General features: G+C 70.8%; 17 protein-coding genes, 1 tRNA gene, 1 other RNA gene and 2 pseudogenes. 3 read left to right on the top strand and 18 right to left on the bottom strand.

Annotation, left to right across the window (positions count from 1 at the left end; genetic code table 11):
- Positions 1-54 precede the first annotated feature (54 nt).
- The 10 genes from ADL29_RS25370 to ffs all read right to left on the bottom strand — a co-directional run bounded on the left by ADL29_RS25370 (position 55) and on the right by ffs (position 11,210).
- The gene (locus ADL29_RS25370; protein WP_053925913.1) at positions 55-894 is read right to left on the bottom strand and encodes an SURF1 family protein; all 840 of its coding nucleotides are present in this window, start codon (positions 892-894) and stop codon (positions 55-57) included.
- Between the two features lie 109 nt (positions 895-1,003).
- Entirely contained in the window at positions 1,004-2,275 is a 1,272-nt protein-coding gene (locus ADL29_RS25375; protein ID WP_245689627.1) for a hypothetical protein, read from the bottom strand.
- Between the two features lie 350 nt (positions 2,276-2,625).
- Entirely contained in the window at positions 2,626-3,201 is a 576-nt protein-coding gene (locus ADL29_RS25380; protein WP_053925914.1) for a SigE family RNA polymerase sigma factor, read from the bottom strand.
- 633 nt (positions 3,202-3,834) lie between these two features.
- Positions 3,835-4,956 (bottom strand): aspartate-semialdehyde dehydrogenase, encoded by a 1,122-nt coding sequence (locus ADL29_RS25385; protein ID WP_053925915.1) that lies wholly within the window; start codon positions 4,954-4,956, stop codon positions 3,835-3,837.
- Positions 4,957-4,980: 24 nt separating this feature from the next.
- Complete coding sequence (locus tag ADL29_RS25390; RefSeq protein WP_046926849.1) at positions 4,981-6,252, bottom strand: aspartate kinase; 1,272 nt, start codon at positions 6,250-6,252, stop codon at positions 4,981-4,983.
- A 299-nt stretch (positions 6,253-6,551) separates the two neighbouring features.
- On the bottom strand, positions 6,552-7,220 hold the full coding sequence (locus tag ADL29_RS25395; protein ID WP_053925916.1) for a DUF5063 domain-containing protein: 669 nt from the start codon (positions 7,218-7,220) through the stop codon (positions 6,552-6,554).
- On the bottom strand, positions 7,213-7,812 hold the full coding sequence (gene recR / locus ADL29_RS25400; protein WP_053925917.1) for a recombination mediator RecR: 600 nt from the start codon (positions 7,810-7,812) through the stop codon (positions 7,213-7,215). The genes ADL29_RS25395 and recR overlap by 8 nt, the downstream gene beginning before the upstream one ends.
- A 139-nt stretch (positions 7,813-7,951) precedes the next feature.
- On the bottom strand, positions 7,952-8,302 hold the full coding sequence (locus ADL29_RS25405) for a YbaB/EbfC family nucleoid-associated protein (RefSeq protein ID WP_078971277.1): 351 nt from the start codon (positions 8,300-8,302) through the stop codon (positions 7,952-7,954).
- Between the two features lie 312 nt (positions 8,303-8,614).
- Positions 8,615-11,029 (bottom strand): DNA polymerase III subunit gamma and tau, encoded by a 2,415-nt coding sequence (locus tag ADL29_RS25410; RefSeq protein WP_053925918.1) that lies wholly within the window; start codon positions 11,027-11,029, stop codon positions 8,615-8,617.
- 82 nt (positions 11,030-11,111) lie between these two features.
- Positions 11,112-11,210, bottom strand: an RNA gene (gene ffs / locus ADL29_RS40240) — signal recognition particle sRNA small type.
- A gap of 120 nt (positions 11,211-11,330) precedes the next feature.
- On the opposite strand from ffs, the gene ADL29_RS25415 reads away from it, so the two are divergent.
- Positions 11,331-11,415, top strand: a tRNA-Ser gene (locus ADL29_RS25415).
- 139 nt (positions 11,416-11,554) lie between these two features.
- Here the strand turns inward: ADL29_RS25415 and ADL29_RS25420 are convergent.
- The 4 genes and pseudogenes from ADL29_RS25420 to ADL29_RS46690 form a co-directional block, all read right to left on the bottom strand.
- Positions 11,555-11,779 (bottom strand): ferredoxin, encoded by a 225-nt coding sequence (locus ADL29_RS25420; protein WP_053925919.1) that lies wholly within the window; start codon positions 11,777-11,779, stop codon positions 11,555-11,557.
- A 4-nt stretch (positions 11,780-11,783) separates the two neighbouring features.
- The gene (locus ADL29_RS25425; RefSeq protein WP_053925920.1) at positions 11,784-13,016 is read right to left on the bottom strand and encodes a cytochrome P450; all 1,233 of its coding nucleotides are present in this window, start codon (positions 13,014-13,016) and stop codon (positions 11,784-11,786) included.
- Between the two features lie 164 nt (positions 13,017-13,180).
- On the bottom strand, positions 13,181-13,972 hold the full coding sequence (locus tag ADL29_RS25430; protein ID WP_053925921.1) for an ABC transporter permease: 792 nt from the start codon (positions 13,970-13,972) through the stop codon (positions 13,181-13,183).
- Positions 13,973-14,262: 290 nt separating this feature from the next.
- A pseudogene (locus ADL29_RS46690) lies at positions 14,263-14,688 on the bottom strand (class I SAM-dependent methyltransferase); the annotation flags it as partial.
- Here ADL29_RS46690 and ADL29_RS25435 point away from each other — a divergent pair.
- Both ADL29_RS25435 and ADL29_RS40245 read left to right on the top strand, forming a co-directional pair.
- Positions 14,685-14,984 (top strand): annotated as a pseudogene (locus ADL29_RS25435) (arsenate reductase/protein-tyrosine-phosphatase family protein); the annotation flags it as partial. The pseudogenes ADL29_RS46690 and ADL29_RS25435 sit on opposite strands and share 4 nt — an antisense overlap.
- A 142-nt stretch (positions 14,985-15,126) precedes the next feature.
- On the top strand, positions 15,127-15,804 hold the full coding sequence (locus ADL29_RS40245) for a hypothetical protein (RefSeq protein WP_063788533.1): 678 nt from the start codon (positions 15,127-15,129) through the stop codon (positions 15,802-15,804).
- On the opposite strand, the gene ADL29_RS25445 is transcribed toward ADL29_RS40245, so the two are convergent.
- The 4 genes from ADL29_RS25445 to ADL29_RS25455 form a co-directional block, all read right to left on the bottom strand.
- Positions 15,741-16,520: a DUF998 domain-containing protein gene (locus ADL29_RS25445; RefSeq protein WP_053925923.1), complete on the bottom strand. Its 780-nt coding sequence runs from the start codon at positions 16,518-16,520 to the stop codon at positions 15,741-15,743. The two genes, ADL29_RS40245 and ADL29_RS25445, sit on opposite strands and share 64 nt — an antisense overlap.
- A 194-nt stretch (positions 16,521-16,714) precedes the next feature.
- Positions 16,715-18,529, bottom strand: coding sequence for an ABC transporter ATP-binding protein (locus tag ADL29_RS25450; RefSeq protein ID WP_063788534.1), 1,815 nt, complete (start codon positions 18,527-18,529; stop codon positions 16,715-16,717).
- 568 nt (positions 18,530-19,097) lie between these two features.
- Positions 19,098-19,253 carry a hypothetical protein gene (locus ADL29_RS43675; RefSeq protein WP_157878576.1) on the bottom strand — a complete coding sequence of 52 codons (156 nt, stop codon included), beginning with the start codon at positions 19,251-19,253 and terminating at the stop codon, positions 19,098-19,100.
- 502 nt (positions 19,254-19,755) lie between these two features.
- The gene (locus ADL29_RS25455) at positions 19,756-20,709 is read right to left on the bottom strand and encodes a hypothetical protein (RefSeq protein ID WP_053925987.1); all 954 of its coding nucleotides are present in this window, start codon (positions 20,707-20,709) and stop codon (positions 19,756-19,758) included.
- Positions 20,710-20,734 lie beyond the last annotated feature (25 nt).

Here is a 20,734-nt window from a genome sequence, read left to right on the forward strand (position 1 = left end):
GGGGGGGGTGGGGTGGGGGCGGGGGGGAGGGGCCCCGGGGGGGGAGCGCAGGGCTCAGCCGTCCCGCTTCGCCCCCACGACGTCCCCCGTCGCCGTCTCCGAGGTGTCCGCCGGGAGGATGCCCAGCGCCGCGTCCTTTGCCGTTTCGGCCTCGCGGCGGAAGAGGCGGAACCACATGAAGACGACGAAGCCCGCGAAGACGAACCACTCACCGGTGTAGCCGAGGTTCTGGAACGCCTTCAGGTCCAGGCCGCTGCCCTCGGCCGCGACCGGCGGCACGGCATGCAGCGGAGCCGGGGCATCACTGAGGGTGATCCAGGCGTCGTAGACCTTGTACGGCACGATGTTCACCAGCGACGCCGCGCTGATCATGCCGAGCTGCCCCTCCGGCAGCCCGCCTCCGGCCTGTACCCCGGCGGTGCCCTGGTTCTCGGAAGCCTGCAGCGCCCCGGTGACCGTCACCTCGCCCTTCGGCGGCGCGGGCACCTTCAGCCGGTCGGCCTTGTCGTCGGCGTCCCCGGGCAGCCAGCCCCGTACGACCGGCAGCGCTCGCCCGCCGTCCGTACGCAGCAGGGTCAGCACATAGAAGCCCCGCCGCTCGCCCTTGTCGCGCAAGGTGCGGTCCGGTACGAGCAGTTGGTGACCTGCGTCATAGCGCCCGCGGGCGCTGGCCTGGCGGCCGGAGGTGACCTGATCGACCGGCAGCAGGCTCTCCAGCGGCCGGGCCGCCGCGGCCTTGGCCCGGGCGGAGCGGTCCTCCTGCTGCTGGTGCGTATCGACGCGGTCCTCGAAGCGGCCCAGCTGCCAGCTGCCCATGAAAATGCAGAAGGGAATCGCCAGTACGGCGAAGACGTTGATCCCCCACCACCGCGGGGTCAGCAGGAACCGGTACACCCCACCAACGGTACGGGGCGCGTGCGGCGAAGCCGCACCGCCCCCTCCAGGGCCGCCGTACGCCGCGGGCCCCGCGGCCGCCGCCGGGCGGCCGGCACGCCCGCGCCCGTTACTGCGCCGCCAGCGCCCCGGTCCGATACACCGTGCCGGCACACGCATCCGCGATCTTGGCGTCGGCCGAGGCGGGCTCGCCCGCCTCCGGCGTATGGCTGAGGACGACGCCGCCGGACGACGCACCGCCGCCGTCGCCACCGCCCGTACCGCCGGTGCTGCCCGCTTCGCCGCCGCTGCCGTCACTGCCCTCGGCGGCGCCGGCGTCCGGGCTCTCCCCGGCCCCCTTCGACGGGTCGGGCGTCGGCGAGGGCCCCGGACTGGCGCATCCGGTCGTGCCGCCGCCGGCTTCCGGGATCCAGGCGAACTTGACCTCGTACGCCTCGCCCGGCTTGAGAACCAGCTGGTCAGGAGTGGTCGCCGGATCGGGCAGGCCGGTGGCTTCGTCGCCCGAGGTGTGGTCGACGACATGGATGCGGTCGGCGTTCGTGGTGCCCTGCCCGGTGACGCCGACGGCGCCGCCGCCGTCGATCGAACAGGCCGTACCGGACGTGTTGACCACCCGGAACGCGCCGTAGACGCGGCCGGCCGAGTCCGCCGGACCGACCGAGCTGGTGCCCCGGCCGAGCTGAGTGCGACTGCAGACGGGCGAGGTCACGTCCATCGTCTCGTTCGGGGCCGGGGTGCCGTCACCCGCACCATGCCCCGCGCCGTTCTTCTCCGCCGGGTGGCCGCCCTTGTCCTCGGGCTTGTCGGTGCCCGGCTGCCTGCCGTCCCGGCCGGGCAGCTGCGGGAAGGCATGCTCGGTGCCCTCACCGTGTGCGCCCTGGCTGTTGCCCTGTGCCTGCTGGCTGCTGGCGGCGTTGGCGGACCGGTCCTGGGCAGGGTCGCCGAGATTCGCTACGTGCACCATGGCGGGGATCGCCGTACCGCCGAGCAGCAGCGCGGCTGCGGCGCCCACGACGGCGTGCCGACGGCGCTGACGGCGGGCCGGGACCGCGCGGCGCAGCTGTTCCAGCGCGTCCTGCGCGGGCTCCAGGTCGCCGACGCGGGCCTGCAGCAGTCGCCGTAGATCGTCCTCGTCGCCGAAGCCGCCGCCGAAACCTCCACCGAAGCCGCCGCCGGTTCCGCCCTTGCGGCCGCCGCCACCAGAGCCACCACCGAGCTCGGGACGATCGCCGACCTCGGCCACTTCGCCGGCCTCGGGCCGTTCGCCGGCCTCGGGGCTGTCATCGAGCCCCGTACGACCATCCGCCCCGGAGCCACCATCGGCTCCAGAGCCACCGTCGATCCCGGAGCCACCACCGGGCCCGGAGCTATCACCATTCACGGAGTCAGCGGAACGCACCGAGCCGCCGGAACCCCCAGAGCCCTCAAAACCACCAGAGTCCCCAGAGCCCCCGGAACACCCAGCGACCCCAGCCCCCCCAGCCGTCCCGGGCTCCCCCGCCCCCTGTCCCTCACGCACCACGTACAACCCACGCACCACATCACCCGGCAGCCCGCGAACGCCATACGCGCCACCGACCGCCCCGAACGAACCAACTGGCCGCGCCGACGGAACCGCTCCGCCCGGCCCCCGCCGCGTCCCACGCCGCTCGCTACGGTCGAACCGGCCACCCCGCACCCCGGCCCGATCAAACCGATCGGCCGGCTCGTACGGGCCGAACACCTTCGCACTCATGCCGGAGCCTCCATCGCGACGCGCAGCGCCGCGATCCCCCGGGACCCGTACGCCTTGACCGAGCCGAGCGATATGCCCAGCGTCTCGGCGACCTGCGCCTCGGTCATATCGGCGAAATAGCGCAGCACCAGCACCTCACGCTGCCGCCGCTGCAGTCCACGCATCGCCTGGATCAACTGGTCCCGCTCCAGCAGGTCGTACGCGCCTTCCTCGGCGCTCGCCATGTCGGGCATCGGCTTGGACAGCAGCTTCAGCCCGAGTATGCGGCGGCGCAGCGCGGAGCGCGAGAGATTCACGACCGTCTGGCGGAGATAGGCGAGGGTCTTTTCGGGTTCGCGCACCCGTCCGCGCGCGGAGTGCACGCGGATGAAGGCCTCCTGGACGACGTCCTCGCAGGAAGCGGTGTCGTCGAGGAGCAGCGCGGCGAGGCCGAGCAGTGAACGGTAGTGCGCGCGATAGGTCTCGGTGAGGTGGTCGACTGTTGTGCCCGCTGCCATCGCGCCGTCAGTGTCCCCACGCTGAGAAGGAAGCTGCGCGGGGCCCGCGGTGGGCCAGGGGGCGATCACCGGCATGCCCCCGGACACACGGGAACGCGGCGGGCGCACTGCCGCGCCTGCTGCACCCCCTGGGGCGATGGTGAATCCGAGTACCTCTGCCACGCCTGTTGGACACGCTTCCCCCCATAAGGGTTGTACGCGCAAGGCACCGCTTTCGACGATGCATCAAATGCCCTCATGCGTACCAGCTCTTCCTCAATGCCCCATATTTCCGACGCATTCACTCCGACACCCGAGGCCCCCAAGGCGGCCCGTGGGCACCCCCGGGCCACCCGTGAGGGGCGGCCGGAAAGACGTTTCCCGCCGACGGTCGGTTGCAGCGTGACGGCGTGAACAGCCGAACGAACCGTCAGCCCGGATCGACCGGCCCGAACCGACAGTTACTCACGGAATCTTCACACGTCACACAGGGCATCCACAACGTATCTCTGAGGGATCAAGCCCGCGACACCCAATCCCGCCAAGTCACCGGAGCGGGCCGCCCAGAGCAGGTCATCAAGAGCAGCCCACCCGGAGCAAGTAGCGGGGACGAACTCACAGGAGAACTCACAAGGAGAACTCACGAGGAGACCTCACAGGAGAACCCACACGGAGAGCCCAAAGGGAGAGCCCACAAGGAGAACTCGCAGGGAGAACCCGCAGAAGAGGTCACAGGGAAGAATTCTCCCCCACGACCAACTCCCCTACCTGCACCGTGTTCAGCGCCGCCCCCTTGCGCAGATTGTCCCCGCAGACGAACAGTTCCAGCCCCCGCGGGTCGTCCAGCGACCGCCGCACCCGCCCCACCCACGTCGGATCCGTCCCCACCACATCGCACGGCGTGGGGAATTCACCCTCCGCAGGGTCGTCGCACAGCACCACCCCCGGCGCCGCGGCCAGGATCTCGTGCGCGCCGGCCACCGTCACCTCCCGCTCGAACCGCGCATGCACGCTCGCCGAGTGCCCCGTGAGGACCGGCACCCGTACGCAGGTGGCGGAGACCCGCAGATCCGGCAGACCGAGGATCTTCCGGGATTCGTTACGGATCTTGAGCTCCTCCGAGGACCAGCCGTCGTCGGGCACGAGCGATCCGGCCCACGGCACGACATTGAGCGCGACCGGCGCCGCGAACGGCCCCAGCGTGTCGCCGACGGCCCGCCGCACATCGCCGGGCGTGGTCCCCAGTTCCGTACCGGACACCGCGGAAAGCTGCGCCCGCAGCGTCTCGATGCCGGCCTGGCCCGCCCCCGAAACGGCCTGGTACGAGGAGACGACCAGCTCGCGCAGTCCGTACTCGGCATGCAGCGCGCCCAGTGCGACGATCATCGAGAGGGTGGTGCAGTTCGGGACGGCGATGATCCCGCGCGGCCGGACCCGCGCCGCGCACGCATTGACCTCGGGTACGACAAGGGGCACGTCCGGATCCATCCGGAACGCGCCCGAGTTGTCCACCACCACCGCGCCCTTGGCCACCGCGACCGGTGCCCATCGCGCGGAAATCTCGTCCGGTACGTCGAACATCGCGACGTCGATGCCGTCGAAGACGTCCTCGGTCAGCGCGACGACCTCGACCTCTTCGCCCCGTACGGTCAGCTTGCGGCCGGCCGAGCGGGGAGAGGCGATCAGCCGGATCTCGCCCCAGATGTCGGCGTGCTCGGACAGCAGGCCGAGCAGCACCGAGCCGACGGCGCCGGTGGCACCGACGACGGCGAGATGCGGTGTGCGGGCCGTGCGGGCGCCCGTCCCCGCGAAGACCTCGTGGGACGGACGGCCCGCCTCGGCCGGAATCATCGTCCGGTGCCGCTCATCCGGCGCTCAGCGTCCGGTGCCGCCGTAGACGACGGCCTCGTCGCTCTCGGTGTCGAGACCGAAGGCGCTGTGGACGGCCTGTACGGCTTCCTTGACGTCATCGGCGCGGGTGACGACCGAGATGCGGATCTCGGAGGTCGAGATGAGCTCGATGTTCACGCCCGCGTTCGACAGCGCCTCGAAGAAGGTCGCCGTGACGCCCGGGTTGGTCTTCATCCCCGCGCCGACCAGCGAGATCTTGGCGATCTGGTCGTCGTAGCGCAGCGAGTCGAAGCCGACCGCGGCGCGGGTGCGCTCCAGTGCGGCGACGGCCTTGCGGCCCTCGTCCTTGGGCAGCGTGAAGGAGATGTCGGTCAGACCCGTCGACGCCGCCGACACGTTCTGGACGACCATGTCGATGTTGATCTCGGAGTCCGCGATCGCGCGGAAGATCTGCGCGGCCTCGCCCGGCTTGTCCGGGACTCCGACGACCGTGACCTTCGCCTCGGAGGTGTCGTGTGCGACGCCCGAGATGATTGCCTGCTCCATCGGCTGGTCCCCTTGCGGTTCGTTGCTGACCCACGTGCCCTTCAGCCCCGAGAACGAGGACCGGACGTGGATCGGGATGTTGTAACGGCGTGCGTACTCGACGCAGCGGTGCAGCAGCACCTTGGAGCCGGAGCTGGCCAGCTCCAGCATGTCCTCGAAGGAGATCCAGTCGATCTTCCGGGCCTTCTTCACGACCCGGGGGTCGGCGGTGAAGACACCGTCCACATCGGTGTAGATCTCGCAGACCTCGGCGTCCAGCGCGGCCGCCAGCGCGACGGCGGTGGTGTCCGAGCCGCCGCGGCCGAGCGTCGTGATGTCCTTCTTGTCCTGGGACACACCCTGGAAGCCGGCGACGATGGCGATATTGCCCTCGTCGACCGAGCTCTTGATCCGGCCCGGCGTGACGTCGATGATCCGCGCCTTGTTGTGCACGGAGTCGGTGATGACGCCGGCCTGGCTGCCGGTGAAGGACTGCGCTTCATGGCCGAGGTTTTTGATCGCCATCGCCAGCAGGGCCATGGAGATCCGCTCTCCGGCGGTCAGCAGCATGTCGAACTCGCGCCCCGACGGCATCGGGGACACTTCCTGAGCGAGATCGATCAGCTCGTCCGTCGTGTCGCCCATCGCCGAAACCACGACGACCACCTGGTGGCCGTTCTTCTTGGCTTCGACGACTCGCTTGGCAACGCGCTTGATGCCCTCGGCATCCGCAACGGATGAGCCGCCGTACTTCTGCACGACAAGGCCCACGTGCGCTCCTCGCAACTGTCTCTTCGGGAGTTTCCTCCCGGACCCCCGAAATGGGGGTACTGCGGTCGGCTCAGTCTAACGAGCAAGCGGAGTCCGCCCCGTAAATACCACATCGTGAGACACGAAACTCAGATAGCGATCATGGTGTGACCGCTGCCGAGCGTCGCATCGGCTCCGTATCCAGTGGCGGATCCGCAAGGCGCATCGTCACGCCCGCTCGCCCAGCACCTGCCCGCTACGGGCTCGGACACACGGGAACGTAACTCAGGTCACACGCCCAGGGCGGCCGGGCCGCCCGCTCACGTCCCCCGCAGCCCCAGCGGCCCCGCGATCTCCGCCGCCATGACCTTTCCGGCCTCCTCGGCGAGCCGTTCCTCGCCGTCGGCGCCGCCGAGCGCGCTGTCCGTGTCCAGGCCGTCCAGCTCGTCCAGCGGCTGGTCGAGGCGTACGTGGGCGACCAGCGACTGCAGCGCGCGCAGTGCGGCCGAGGCGGTCGGGCCCCAGTTGGTGAGGTAGGAGAACTGCCACCACCACAGGGCCTCGATGACCCGGCCCGCGCGGTAGTGCGCCAGGCCGTGCCGCAGGTCGGTGATGACGTCCGCGAGGTCGTCGGAGATCCGGCAGGGCACCGGCTCCGCGCGCGGCACATACGGGTCGAAGACCTCGGAGTAGACGTCCACCGGGTCGAGCAGCGCCGCGAACCGCTCGCGCAGTTCGTCCACGTCCGGCTCCGGGCCGCTGTCCGGCTCGTACCGCTCGTCGGGGACGATGTCCTCGTGGGCGCCCAGCCGGCCGCCGGTGAGCAGCAGCTGGGAGATCTCCAGCAGCAGGAACGGCACCGCGCTGTCCGGCTCGTCGCCCTTGGCGACCTCCGTCACGGCGACGATGAAACTCTCGATCGAGTCGGAGATCGATACCGCGAAGTCGTCCGGGTCCTGCGTCGCGTTGTGCAGCGTGGCATCAGACATCGAGAAGTCTCCTCCCTTCGAAGGCCCGCCCGAGCGTGACCTCGTCGGCGTACTCCAGATCGCCTCCGACCGGCAGTCCGCTGGCCAGTCGCGTCACTTTCAGCCCCATGGGTTTGATCATGCGGGCCAGATACGTGGCCGTGGCCTCGCCCTCCAGATTCGGGTCGGTGGCCAGGATCAGCTCGGTGACGGCACCGTCCGCGAGCCTGGCCAGCAGTTCCCGTATCCGCAGGTCGTCGGGGCCGACGCCCTCGATCGGGCTGATCGCCCCACCGAGGACGTGATAGCGACCGCGGAACTCGCGGGTCCGCTCGATCGCCACGACGTCCTTGGGCTCCTCGACCACGCAGATGACCGCCGGATCGCGCCTCGGGTCCAGGCAGACCCGGCACTGCTCCTCCTGCGCCACATTGCCGCAGACGCTGCAGAACCGGACCTTCGCCTTGACCTCCATCAGCGCGTTCGCGAGCCGGCGGACATCGGTCGGCTCGGCCTGAAGAATGTGGAAGGCGATCCGCTGCGCGCTCTTGGGACCGACGCCGGGCAGCCTGCCCAGTTCGTCGATCAGGTCCTGAACCACGCCTTCATACACGGAACGTCTTCTCTCTCTTCTGCCGTGCTGCGTACGCTAGTTGGCTACTCCTCGGAAAGGGAGATCCGGGAGGGCAATCCCTGACGGGATCCCTGGAAAATCCCTGGGGAATCCCTGAGGGAACCCCTGACGGGGACGCCTAGAACGGGAGGCCGGGGATTCCGCCGCCGCCCAGGCCCTGGGCGAGCGGACCGAGCTTCTGCTGCTGCAGCTGCTGGGCGCTGGCATTGGCATCCCGGACCGCCGCCAGGACGAGGTCGGCGAGGGTCTCGGCCGTCTCCTCCGCGGAGTCGGTGTCGACCGCCTTGGGGTCGATGACCAGACTCTGAAGCTCGCCGGAGCCGGTCACCGTCGCCTTGACCAGACCGCCGCCCGCAGAACCCTCGACGGGCGTCTCCGCCAGCTCCTGCTGGGCGGCCGCGAGGTCCTGCTGCATCTTCTGGGCCTGCTGGAGCAGCTGCTGCATATTGGGCTGACCACCGGGGATCACGACGTGACTCCTGCCATACGACAACGATTGGTGCGGTAGCCCGAGCCTACGTGTTTCCCGCCCCGCGCGCCCTACGCCGTACGCAGGAGCTGCGGGGGACCTAGGGAGGAGCCGGGGAGGAGCTACGCAGGAGCCCGGATATCCCCGGAAGCTCCCTGCACGCACCGTCGTTCGCCGCTGCGCCGCGGCGACCGGACCGACTGCGAACCCACCCGAAGCCCGCCTCCGGCCAGCCACGATGACGGACCGCAAACACCTGCAGCAGTCCGTAACCGGCCCGGCTGCCCGGCTCCCTGCGGCAGCCGTCGCCCCTCACTCGTTGTTGAACTCCTCCACGACCGTTGCGCCCAGCTCGCGGACGATCAGGTCGTGCCCGCTCAGCGCGGTGTCGACGAGATCCGGGTCGTCCTCGGCCGGCATGTCGTACTCGATCGACACCGGCGGGGGCTCGGGGGTGTACGAGGGCTCCGGCGCGGGCCCGCTGCGGGCCGCCCCGGCGGACGCCGACGGGGCCACCGCCTCCCGCGCCATCCGCGCGCCCTGACCGCCGCCACCGGACCCGCCGCTCTGGCCGCCCTGCGCGCCGGGCCCGTGCTGCCCGCCGGGGCCTTCGGGCGCCGCCGGGGCGCTCTGCGGGGGCGGCTGCGGTACGGACTGCTGCGGCGCGGCGGGCGCTCCTCCGCCGAAGCCGCCGCCTCCGCCGCCGCGGGGCGCGCCACCGGCAGGCGGGTTGGCGCCGCCCGACGGGTCGACGATCGCCTCGACGCGCCACTGCACCTGGAACCGCTCGGCCAGCACGTCCTTGAGGACGTCCTCGCTGCCGCCGTTGGCGAAACTGTCGCGGGCACCGGCGTTGGGGAAGCCGATCTGGAGGGTTGTGCCGTCGAATCCGCTCACCTGGGCGTTCTGGCTGAGCAGGATCCAGGTGAAGCGCCGGCGGCCCTTGACCGCATCCAGAATGTCCGGCCACATCTGCCGCACCTGCGCGGCTCCCTGCGCCGCCCCGGGCACGGCACCGGCGGGCGGCTGCTGCTGTACGGGCGCGGGCGCGGCGGCCGGCGGCCCGGCGGGTGCGGAGGGCGCGGGCGGGGCCGGGGGCGCTCCCTGGCCGCCCTGTCCCGGCGCCACGGCCGAGGGCCAGCCGCCGGGCTGACGGCCGCCATGACCGGCGCCGGGACCACCGCTGCCGGGCCATGCCCCGGGCCGCGCGGGCGCACCCGACGGGCCGGCCGTATCGGCCCGGTGGTGCTCACCACCGGACGCGGGCGGCCCGGCGGCCGGTGGCGCGGAATCGGGCGCCGTCGGTGCCACCGGTGGCGCCGCAGCCTGCGCGGGGGCCGCCTGGGGTGCCTGAGCCGGTGGCGTACCGCCGCCGCCCGTGGCTCCCCGCACCGCGGCCCGGGCGGCCGCCGGTCCCGACGGTCCGGCGGGCGCCGCCACCGGATGGGCCTCCGGCCCCGGCACATACCCGGCCGCCGGTCCGCCCCCGGTGGAAACCACCGGCGCTCCGGCCCCGAGGCCACCACCGGCCGGCGCCCCGCTCATGCCACCGCCCGGCGCCATGGCCCCGACACCGCGCTCCAGCCGGTCCAGCCGCGCCTGCAGCGACCGCTCGTCGTCGTACGCCGCGGGCAGCAGCACCCGCGCACAGATCAGCTCCAGCTGCAGCCGCGGCGACGTCGCCCCGCGCATCTCCGTAAGGCCCGTATTGACCAGATCGGCGGCCCGGCTCAGCTCCGCCGCCCCGAACACGGAAGCCTGCGCGGACATCCGCTCGACAACATCGGCAGGGGCATCGATCAGCCCCTTCTCCCCCGCATCCGGCACCGCCGCGAGGATCACCAGATCCCGCAGCCGCTCCAGCAGATCGGCCACGAAGCGCCGGGGATCATTGCCGCCCTCGATGACCCGGTCGACCACCTCGAACGCGGCCGCCCCGTCTCCCGCGGCAAACGCCTCGACCACCGCATCCAGCAGCGATCCGTCGGTGTACCCCAGCAGGGCCGTCGCCATGGCATATGTCACACCGTCGGCACCCGCCCCCGCGAGCAGCTGGTCCATCACGGACATCGAGTCCCGCACGGACCCGGCGCCGGCCCGCACCACCAGCGGCAGCACACCGTCCTCGACGGGGATGTCCTCCCGGCCGCACACCTCCGCCAGGTATTCGCGCAGGGTCCCTGGCGGCACCAGCCGGAACGGATAGTGATGGGTCCGCGAACGGATCGTCCCGATGACCTTCTCGGGCTCCGTCGTCGCGAAGATGAACTTCAGATGCTCCGGCGGCTCCTCGACCACCTTCAGCAGCGCGTTGAAGCCCGCCGACGTGACCATATGGGCCTCGTCGATGATGTAGATCTTGTACCGGCTGCCGGCGGGCCCGAAGAACGCCTTCTCCCGCAGCTCACGGGCGTCGTCCACGCCACCGTGCGATGCGGCGTCGATCTCGATGACATCGATCGACCCCCGCCCGTTCCTGGCAAGATCCACACACGACTGGCATGTGCCGCAGGGCGTGGGAGTGGGACCTTCCTCACAGTTCAAACAGCGCGCCAGGATCCGCGCACTGGTCGTCTTGCCACAGCCGCGCGGCCCGCTGAACAGATACGCATGGTTGACCCGGTTGTTCCGCAACGCCTGCTGCAGCGGGTCGGTCACGTGCTCTTGCCCGATGACCTCGGCGAAGGTCTCGGGTCGGTAGCGGCGGTACAGCGCAAGGGACGACACGCATACGACGATATCGGGCCCCGCTGACAACCGGCCCTTCCCCAGGTTCCCGGCTTCGCTCGAGCGGGGAGGCCCCCTCACCAACGCAAGCGCCCCCCACGCACCCGCCAGAGCCGACCTACCCTTGCTGCCTTCCGGCCCTGGGGGAGTTCAGTCAGATAGCGCCACGTGAGGGGCTGGGCTCCACACTAGCCGATCCCCCGCCCCAAAAACGAACCCCTCCCCCACCCCCCCCCCGTCCCGACCCCCTCCTCCGGATCATGTTCGCGAGCACTCCCCAACGTCTTGTATTGTTTGCGGCGGAGGATTCGCCTAGTGGCCTAGGGCGCACGCTTGGAAAGCGTGTTGGGGGCAACCCCTCACGAGTTCGAATCTCGTATCCTCCGCACTCGCCCGGCAGGGCAGATGAAGGTCCCGACCGCTCAGCGGCCGGGACCTTCGTCGTTGTCGGGCTTCGGCTCGCAGCTGCCCCCTCCGACGGCGAGTGGGACCGGTACCGGTACCCCTCTGCGGCTACGGCTACGGCTACGGCGTGGACGAACTGCCCGGTTCGCGCGCGGCCGTGACGGTGATGGCCGCGGCGGGGCAGAGGCCGGCGGCCAGGCGGGCCGCGGCGTGGTGGGCGGGTGACGGCTTCGTGTCGAGGAGGACCACGCGGCCGTCCTCGTCGTCCTGGTCGAACACCCCGGGGGCGGTCAGTGCGCACATCCCGGCGCCGACGCAGCGGTCTCGGTGAAGGGTGATGTCCACCGGGTTACTCCTTGTCCCAGGTCACGAGGAGGCGGTGTACGCCGTAGATGTTCATGTTGGCCCGGAAGGGGACCTCCTCGGCCGGGACCGCGAGCCGCAGCGTCGGGAAGCGGGTGAGCAGCGCCGGGAAGGCGACGGCCATCTCGACGCGGGCCAGCTGCTGGCCCAGGCACTGGTGGGGACCGTGACCGAAGGCCACGTGGCCGGTGGCCTTGCGGTGCAGGTCGAGGCGGTCGGGCTCGAGGAACTTCGCCGGGTCGCGGTTGGCGGCCTGGAAGGAGAGGAGGACCGTCTCGCCGGCCTTGATCTTCTGGCCGGCTATCTCGACGTCCTCCAGCGCGGACCGCAGCGTGGGATCGGCGACGGTCAGATAGCGCATCAGCTCCTCGACGGCGCCCTCGGCCAGGCCCGGGTCGTCACGCAGGGCGGCGAGTTGGTCCGGGTTGCTCAGCAGGGCGAAGGTGCCCAGCCCGAGCATGTTGGCGGTGGTGTCGAAACCGGCGGCCAGCAGGAACACCCCGACGCCGGAGAGCTCTTCGTCGGTGAGGTCGCTGGTGGTCAGATCGCTGAGCAGGTCGTCGGTCGGCTCGGCGCGCTTGGCCAGGACCAGCCCCTGGAGATACTCCATCATCGCGGCCATGGCGGTGCCGCGCTCCTCCTCAGACGCCGCCTGGTTGAAGAGCGTCGTCACATGCTCCTGGAAGAAGTCCCGTTCCGCGTAGGGCACACCGAGGAGCTCGCAGATCATCAGCCCGGGGATGGGCTGGGCGAAGGTTTCCACCAGGTCCACCGGTCCCCCGTGGCTTTCCATGGCGTCCAGGCACTCCGCGGTGAACTGCTCGACGCGCTCGGTCAGCTGCCGCATCCGGCGGACGGTGAACTTGCCCATGAGCAGCCGCCGGTAGCGGGTGTGCTCAAGGCCGTCCAGGCCGAGGAATTCGCCGGGCGGCGCCGGCGGGATGTCGCCGACGTCGGCGAGCGGGTAGTGCAGCAGCTCGTACCGCGCGCTGAAGCGGGGGTCGGCCATGATCGACCGGACCACGGAGTGGCCGGTGGCCAGCCAGCCCGTGTGGCCGTCGGGGAAGCTCAGCCGGCGGAGCGGCTGCTCCTCGCGCAGCTGCGCCAGCTCGGCGGGCGGGTCGAAGGGGCAGCCCGCGGGGCGCTCGGTGGGCAGCGTCACCGGCTCGGGATGCTGCGCCGCGTCGTGGACGGGGCTCGTCGACGGTTCGTTGTGCATGGTGTCCTCCGGTGTTGAGTGGCGAGTGGTGAGTGGTGAGCGCACGGTGGTGTGCGGTGAACAGTGCGGTGGAACGTGATGTGCGGTACGGGTGTTGCGTATTGGCAGGTGACGTATCGTCAGGCGCCTTGTCCGTACGGGTGAAGTGGCTTGGGGGGGGACGGTTACCGCTTCGTGTGGCGGTTGAAGGCCGACCGGGCCCAGAGGTAGCCGACCACGATGAGGCCGAGGCACCAGGCGAGGGCGATGATCCCGCTGTTGCCTGTTTCGGTGCCCATGAGCAGGCCGCGCAGCGTCTCGATGACGGGTGTGAAGGGCTGGTACTCGGCGAACCAGCGCAGCCCGGTGGGCATCGACTCCGGCGGGACGATGGCGCTGCCGAGGAAGGGCAGGAACGTCAGCGGCATGGGCATGTTGCTGGCCGTCTCGACGTTCTTGGCGATCAGGCCCATGGCGGCCGCCAGCCAGGTGAGCGCCAGGACGAGCAGGACGAGGAGGCCGGCGGTCGCGAGCCACTCCACGGGGTTGGCGCTGGGGCGGAAGCCCATCAGCAGCGCCACGCCGACGACCAGCGCGATGCTGATCAGCGTCTGGAGGACACTGCCGACGACATGGCCGGTCAGGAACGCGGCGCGGGAGACCGACATCGTACGGAACCGGTTGACGATGCCCTCGGTCATGTCGGAGCAGACGCTGATGGCGGTGGACAGGGCCCCGGAGGTCGCGGCCATCAGGATGATGCCGGGCGCGATGTAGTCGATGTACTCCCCGCCGCCGGTGGGCGTACCGCCGATACCGGTGCCCAGGGCGCCGCCGAAGACGTAGTTGAACAGCAGCAGCATCACCAGCGGCATCGCGACGACCGAGACCGTCATGCTGGGATAGCGCAGCGCGTGCTTCAGATTGCGCCGCAGCATCGTCATCGAGTCGCTGACGGCATAGGACAGGGAGCTCATCGAGCGCTCTCCTTCTGGGAGTTGACTCCGGCGCCGGACGGGGGCCGGCCGGTGAGGGTGGGGAAGACCTCGTCGAGATCGGGGGGGGTGCGCCGTGAGCGCCTCGGCCGTTTCGAGACCGCCGAAGAGGCGCTTCGGGGGCGGTGAGCCGCTCGGTCAGGGCGCAGGCTTCGGCTCCGACTGCGGGGCGGCGACCGCGAGTTCATGCCGGAGATTGCCGACGTAGGGCGTGAGGTCCATGACCCCACTATGGCATCACGATGGCGCCATAACAAGCTTTCTTGGTGCCATCATGGCGTGTTTGTCGCCATGGTGGCGCTATCAAGGCGCCTGAAGAGTGCAGGTGGCGCCATCGTCGATATCGGCGCCACCCCGCAGCACACCCCCGAAATGCGCCGCTCACCTGGGCATATCGGCCTTGGGCTTGGTGGCGCGCACGATGGCGGAATGCATGCCGTCGGCGGCGATGGGGGTGCCATCTCTGACTCCAAGCCGGGAGAGGGGGAGGACAGGAGTGATCTCGATGTCCGTGGAACCGGCGGCTTCGAGGCCCTGGCGGTATTCGGCGAAGGAAAGGGCGCCGGCGATGCAGCCGGCGCAGTCGCCGCGCTCGGCACGCTGGGCGGGGGCAGGCCGTCCTCGGCGACGACGTCGGAGATGCCGATCCGGCCGCCGGGGGCCAGGACGCGGAAGGCCTCGGCGAAGACCGCGGGCCGGCTCGGCCCCGGCCGCGGCCGTGAATCCGGCCGTGGTCGAGGCGATGGCCGAAGCCGGTATCGACATCTCCGCCGAGAGCCCGAAGATCCTCACCACGGAGGCCGTTCGGGCGTCCGATGTCGTGATCACCATGGGCTGCGGCGACGCCTGCCCCGTCTCTCCCGGCAAGCGGTATCTCGACTGGAAGCCGGACGATCCGGCGGGGCAGGGCGTCGCCGCCGTACGCCCGATCCGCGACGAGATCCGCCGGCGCGTCCAGGGGCCGATCGGCGAACTGCTCGACGACCGCGAGTGAGCGTCGGCGGGGCCACGGGCGGGCATGCCCATGCGGCAGGCGGCCCCGTCGCGACACGCCGCCCCGCCCCGGACGCCTTCTCCTAACGTCCTTAGGTACCTCGCTGTAGGGTGCCAGCACCCGGACAGCAAGGAGTCGTCGCGTGGCCAAGCAGCCGACCAGGACCGCCGTACCGGCGGGCAGGAAGAGGGTCGCATTCGTTGCGGCGGCCAGCGCGGTCGCGGCGCTCGCATTCGGTGGTGGTGCCTCGGCGATTACGTCGCGAGGCGCACTGGCAGGCAGTGCGGCCAAGGTTTCGGCTTCGGATCCGCTGCCCGCCCCCGTGGCGTACGGAAGCACCACGGCGCTCCCCCCATGGCCGGCACCGGCGGACGCCACGGCGGGGGCTCGCGCGGCGGGGCTGGAGGTATCCGAGATGGAGGGCACCGCGATCCATTTCCATACCCACCTGGATGTGATCGTCGACGGAGAGCCGGTGCAGGTGCCCGCGAATCTGGGCATCGACCCGGAGACACGGATGATGTCGGAGCTGCACACCCATGACACCCGCGGTGTCCTGCACATCGAGGGACCGGCCGAGCGCCGCTACATCCTGGGGCAGCTGTTCAACGAGTGGGGAGTTCGGCTCAACTCCCGTGGGATCGGCGGCCTGAAGGCGGGCGGGGGCAAGACCCTGACCGCGTACGTGGACGGCGAGCGGGTGTCCGGCGACCCGGCCTCGATCGAGCTGACGGCGCACCGGGAGATCGCGCTGGTCTACGGGGACCCGGACGAGCAGGTGGACGTGCCGTCCTCGTACGACTTCGCCCCCGGCGAGTAAGAACAACGGCCCCGGCGGGGCGGCGCTGGCACATGACGGGCCGGCCGGATTCTGCTGCGGAGCAGGGCGAGCGCCGCAACCAGCACCCAGGCGTCGGTTCCGAAGGCGGCGATCCGCTCCAGAGTCCCCATGCCGATTCCGGGGTCGTACTGACCGAAGAACATCGCTGCCCCGGCCAGTGCGACGGCGGCGAGGGCGAGGGTTATCGGGCGCAGCCTGCCGAGCGGGGCGGTGCGGCGGAGGAATCCCGTGCAAAGAAGCCCGATGTTGCCGATGCCCATGATGATCAATGCGCCCAGTACGTGCAGGTTTTCGTCCACGTCGGCAGGGACGAAGCCCACGAGCACCCATGCGCCGGCGTTGAGGAGAAACAGGATCCGGGCGGTGCGGGACATCCCGCCGCGGCCCCAGCAGGCGGCGCCGGTCAGGAGGGCCCCGGCCAGCAGCAGGACGCCATGGGTCGCGAAGGAGAGGTTCATGACGTCATGCAGCGGTGAGCACACATAGCGCGGACGGGAGACGTCCCAGGTCTGGCAGTGGACGTTGCCCAGGTCGCTGATGTTGTGGCGTATCCAGCTGTAGGGCGTACGCCAGGCGGCTCCCACCGTCCATTGGGCGGCCAGAAACTGCAGGGCGGCGACGATCCACAGGACGGCGCCGACTTTGGCACCCGTAGGGATACGTGCTTCCCGGTGTGGTGGCGAGTGCGATGTCATCTTCCCCCGATTCCCCCTTGGCCGGCACCGGGCGCCGCCCGGCTTCCCACCGGCTCCTGACCGGCCTCGATCGGCGTCTCCCGCGCCTTCGGTCACAGACTCGCAGCGGCCGGCTGCCCGCACATCGCCGCTTCGGGGGAATCGGGCTCCCTCATCCTCGGGATATCGCTCTGGCTCTTCCGGGGGCAACGGGCTCAGGGCCGGCGGCTGTCGGGCGTACCGCCTGGGCCGCCGGAGGCCGCGGCCGGGTCCGCAGCACGGGGATGCACCGCGCCGTTGCGGACGGCAGGACGGGCTTCGAGCAGAGTGGCGTACAGGCCGCTCTGGCGGAGGAGTTGGGCGTGGGTGCCCGATTGGACCAGCCGGCCCTCGTCCAGGACGAGGACCCGGTCGGCGTCGCCGGCGAGCGCCAGGTCGTGGGTGATCACGATGGTGGTGCGGCCTTCGGCCAGGCGGCGCAGGGGGGCCAGGATGCGCTGGGCGGCGAGGTGGTCCAGGCCGGTGGTGGGCTCGTCGAGGAGGAGTACGGGGGCGTCGCGCAGCATGGCGCGGGCGATCGCGACGCGCTGGAGCTGGCCTCCGGAGAGCCGGGCGGTGCCCGGGGCGATGACGGTCCGGTAGCCGTCCGGGAGGGCGGTGATGAAGTCGTGGGCATCGGCGGCCCGCGCGGCGTGCACGACGTCCTCGTGGGTCGCGTGGGCCCGGCCGGAGGCGATGTTCTCCTCGACGGTGTCGTGCAGGACCAGCGTCTCCTGGGGCAGCAGGGTGATGTTCCGGCGGAGCTGGGCGAGCGGCAGCCGGTTCACGGGCACTCCGTCCAGCCGGATGCTGCCGGTGTCCGGGTCGTAGAACCGCAGCAGCAGGGCGGCCAGCGTCGACTTTCCCGCGCCGCTGGGACCGGTGATGACCACCAGTTCCCCGGGGACGGCGGAGAAGGAGAAGTCCTTGAGGACCTCGGTCGGGTTGCCCGGGTAGTGGAAGGTGACCTGGCGTGCTTCCACCTTGCCGATGGCACGGGCCGGGGTCGGTACGACCTCGGAGGGGGGCGGGTCGGTGACGGCGGGGCGCGCGTCGAGGATCTCCAGCAGACGGTCGGCGCCGGCGGTCGCGGCGGTCACCGTGAGGCCGAGCTGGCCGAGGTTGCGCAGCGGCGGGTAGAGGTAGCCGATGAAGGCGGCGAAGGCCAGAAGCTGCCCGAGCGTCATGCGTCCGGCGGAGATCTCCCATGCGCCCAGTCCGATGATGGCCAGGACGCAGAGCGTTTCGAGGACCTCCAGCAGCTGCGCGTAGAACTCGTTGAGCCGTGCGCTGACCACCGATGCCCGGAACCAGGTGCCCGACTCCCGGCGCAGCCGGTCCTCCTCGTCGCGCTGCCGGTTGTACGCCTGGGTCAGGACGACATTCACCAAGGTCTCCTCGACGACCGAGGTGATGGCGCCGTCCGCGCGGCGTTCACGGCGCGCCACCTCTTGCAGACGGCCCGCGAACCGGCGCGTGGTGGCCCAGAACAGCGGGGCCGCGACGAAGGTGGCGAGCGCCAGGTCCCAGCGCAGCAGCAGCGCGGCACCGGCGTAGAAGAAGATGCTGAACAGGGTCGTCACCGCCTGGACCAGTCCGGAGACCACCAGCTGTTCGATGGCGTCGACGTCCCCGGTCAGCCGCTCGACCAGATCACCGCGGCGATTGCGCTGGAAGAAGTGCGGCGGAAGCTTCTGGAGATGGGCGAAGACGCGGGCCCGGAGCCGCACCACGAAGCGCTCGGCGGTCCAGGCGCCGAGCGAATTGCCCAGGTAGCCCACCACGGCGCCCACGACGGCCACCGCCAGCCATTTGCCGGCGGGGCTCCAGAAGGCGCTGACGGAGCCCTTCTGCAGGGCGTTGTCGGTGAGTTGGGCGAAGAGGAGGATCGCGACGGTCTCGGCCAGGGCGGCCACGATCGCGCACAGGACGACGCTCACAAGCCAGCGCCGGTCGCCCTTGGTCAGGGGCCAGAAGCGCTGGAACGCCACCTTGGCGCGGAAGTGCTGGGGATACGGATACTGCTGCTCCGTCAGCAGGCTGTCTGCGCCGCCGCCCGTACCGATGCCCGCACTGAGCGGACGCGTCGGGGCCGCTCGCCCAGACCCGAACCCTTGCCCGTCAGGCGCTTCGGCCGAGCCTTGCGGCGCTGCGCTCGAGCCCTGGCGTACCGCGCCGACGCCGTTCGGTTCCGGGCGCTGTGGCGTGTGTTGAGGCCCGGAGCCCGGCCCTTGCGGCGTCCCGTCCCCGCCTGCGCCTGTGGTGGGCAGCGCCGCTGCCGTCACCTCCGCCGGGGACGGACCCCGCCCAAGGGGCGCTGGGCCCGCACCGCTTCGAGACGGCGCTTCGGGGCGCGCTGGCCGCTGACGTGAGCTGTGAAACCACATAGTTGCTACGTCAAACCCTCATGAGAGGAGGGGAGGGGATGGTCGGTCCGGTGTCCGGACCGGGTTCCGGGCCTCAAGACACGAGGCCGACCCGCGCAGTGCGCGAGCCCGCCTCGTTCTCAGGACATCTCGTGCAGGACATTTCGTTCAGGAACTGCCGACCGAGAACTGATCAGTCGTAGTACCCGAAGAACCGGCGCCTGCGGTGCCGACGGTGCCTGCGGTGGAACCGGCCACGGCGGTAACCGTAGCCACGGCCGCCATACCAGTCGTCCCAGTCGTCGCCGCCGTGCCTGCGCCTGCGGGGGAAGACCTTCCGGAAGCTCATAGTCGCCTCCTGTTATCCGTCTGGTCTCGTCGTGTCTGGTCTGACCACGACACTTTCGAGGCTACGTCGCCCAGTTCCCCGCAACAAGGACTTATGCGTGAAAATTCACGCAATCGGGGAAAATGACACATTGCGCGCCAATGGGTGCACAGGGTAGCCATTTCGTCACCTGTGGCCCGGCGGACGACAGGGCGCGACAATGCGGCGCCCGACAGGGCGGAAGGGCGGCCGGACGCCGGGCCGGGGGAGCGGCCATCGACGGCTGCGCGCAGCCGACTACAGCCAGATGTCCGGGAGTTGGGCGAGCGACGGAGCGGGCCGCGATGCACGGCACGGCGTGACGCTTCGACAGAAGGAAGCGAGCGGAGCGCCTGACGCCCGATCAGTCATGAACTGACGGTTGATCAAGAGTGGGACGTACCACCGCATTTACGCGGCACGCAGCGGCACGGACGCGGGCACCGACGGCGGGCGGCGACGGTCCTCCCGCCGCCCGCACCGCTCACCCCTCGGAATGCCGCGTGTAGAAGTGCGAGAACCGCTCCAGCGGGTCCCCCTCCACGCTCCACGGCCAGGGTGTCGCCACGCCCCCGGTCGCCCGCAACGCCGCCCCGGCCTCGGGCAGGCGGGTGGACTTGAGCAGTGCGTAGGCCAGCAGGTTGAGATCGGCCAGTGCCGCTGCGTGCTTGAGGAAGCCCGGGGTCAGCCAGTCGTAGGCCGCCTGCTCGAGGACCTTGACGACATCGGCGCGGCGCCAGATCTCCGCGGCGCCGAGGGCCATCAGGCCGCCGACGGAGACGGCGCGCGTGTGGTTGCGGACGATGGCGGTGAGTTCCAGGGCGGCGGTGGGGGCGTCGGCCGGCATTTCGGCGCGGATGCCGTCGAGGAGGTCCAGGACCAGCACGCTGGAGCCGCACTCTTCCGGTGAGAGATAGGCCAGGGCCTGGAGGTGGGCCTCCCGGTTCCACGGGTCGCGGGCCTTGATCTCGCGCCAGATCGGCGACAGTTCCCGGGTGGGGCGCCGCTCCAGCCGGAGGGTGGACAGGTGGAGGATCCAGGGGATGGGGTCGGCGGGGACCAGTTCGGCGGCGCGCCAGCAGGTCTCGCGTACGTCGCTCAGATCGCCGGGGGAGCTCTGCTGGCCGGCCTGGACCAGCTCCGACCAGGCATGGAGCAGCAGCGCGCCCTGATCGCGCGGCTTGTGCTCGCGCCAGATACCGGGCAGCGCCCGGCCCGAGACGCCGGCCAGCACCTCCAGCCGGTGGGCCTTGCGGTCCCAGTCCTCGCCGGCTTCGTCGATCACCTGGGACAGCAGGGCCATGACGGCGGTGTCGAGCGAACCACGGTCCCAGCACGACAAGACGCGTCGCCGGACCTTGCCCAGGGCGAGGTCGTCGAGCTCGGGGGCGATACGGGGAGCATTGCCTTTACGGCGGCGTCTTATGAAGGCGGGCATGGCGTTGCGGACGGCCTTCCGGAGT

Source organism: Streptomyces chattanoogensis (assembly GCF_001294335.1).
In the GTDB taxonomy this organism is placed as follows: Bacteria; Actinomycetota; Actinomycetes; order Streptomycetales; family Streptomycetaceae; genus Streptomyces; species Streptomyces chattanoogensis.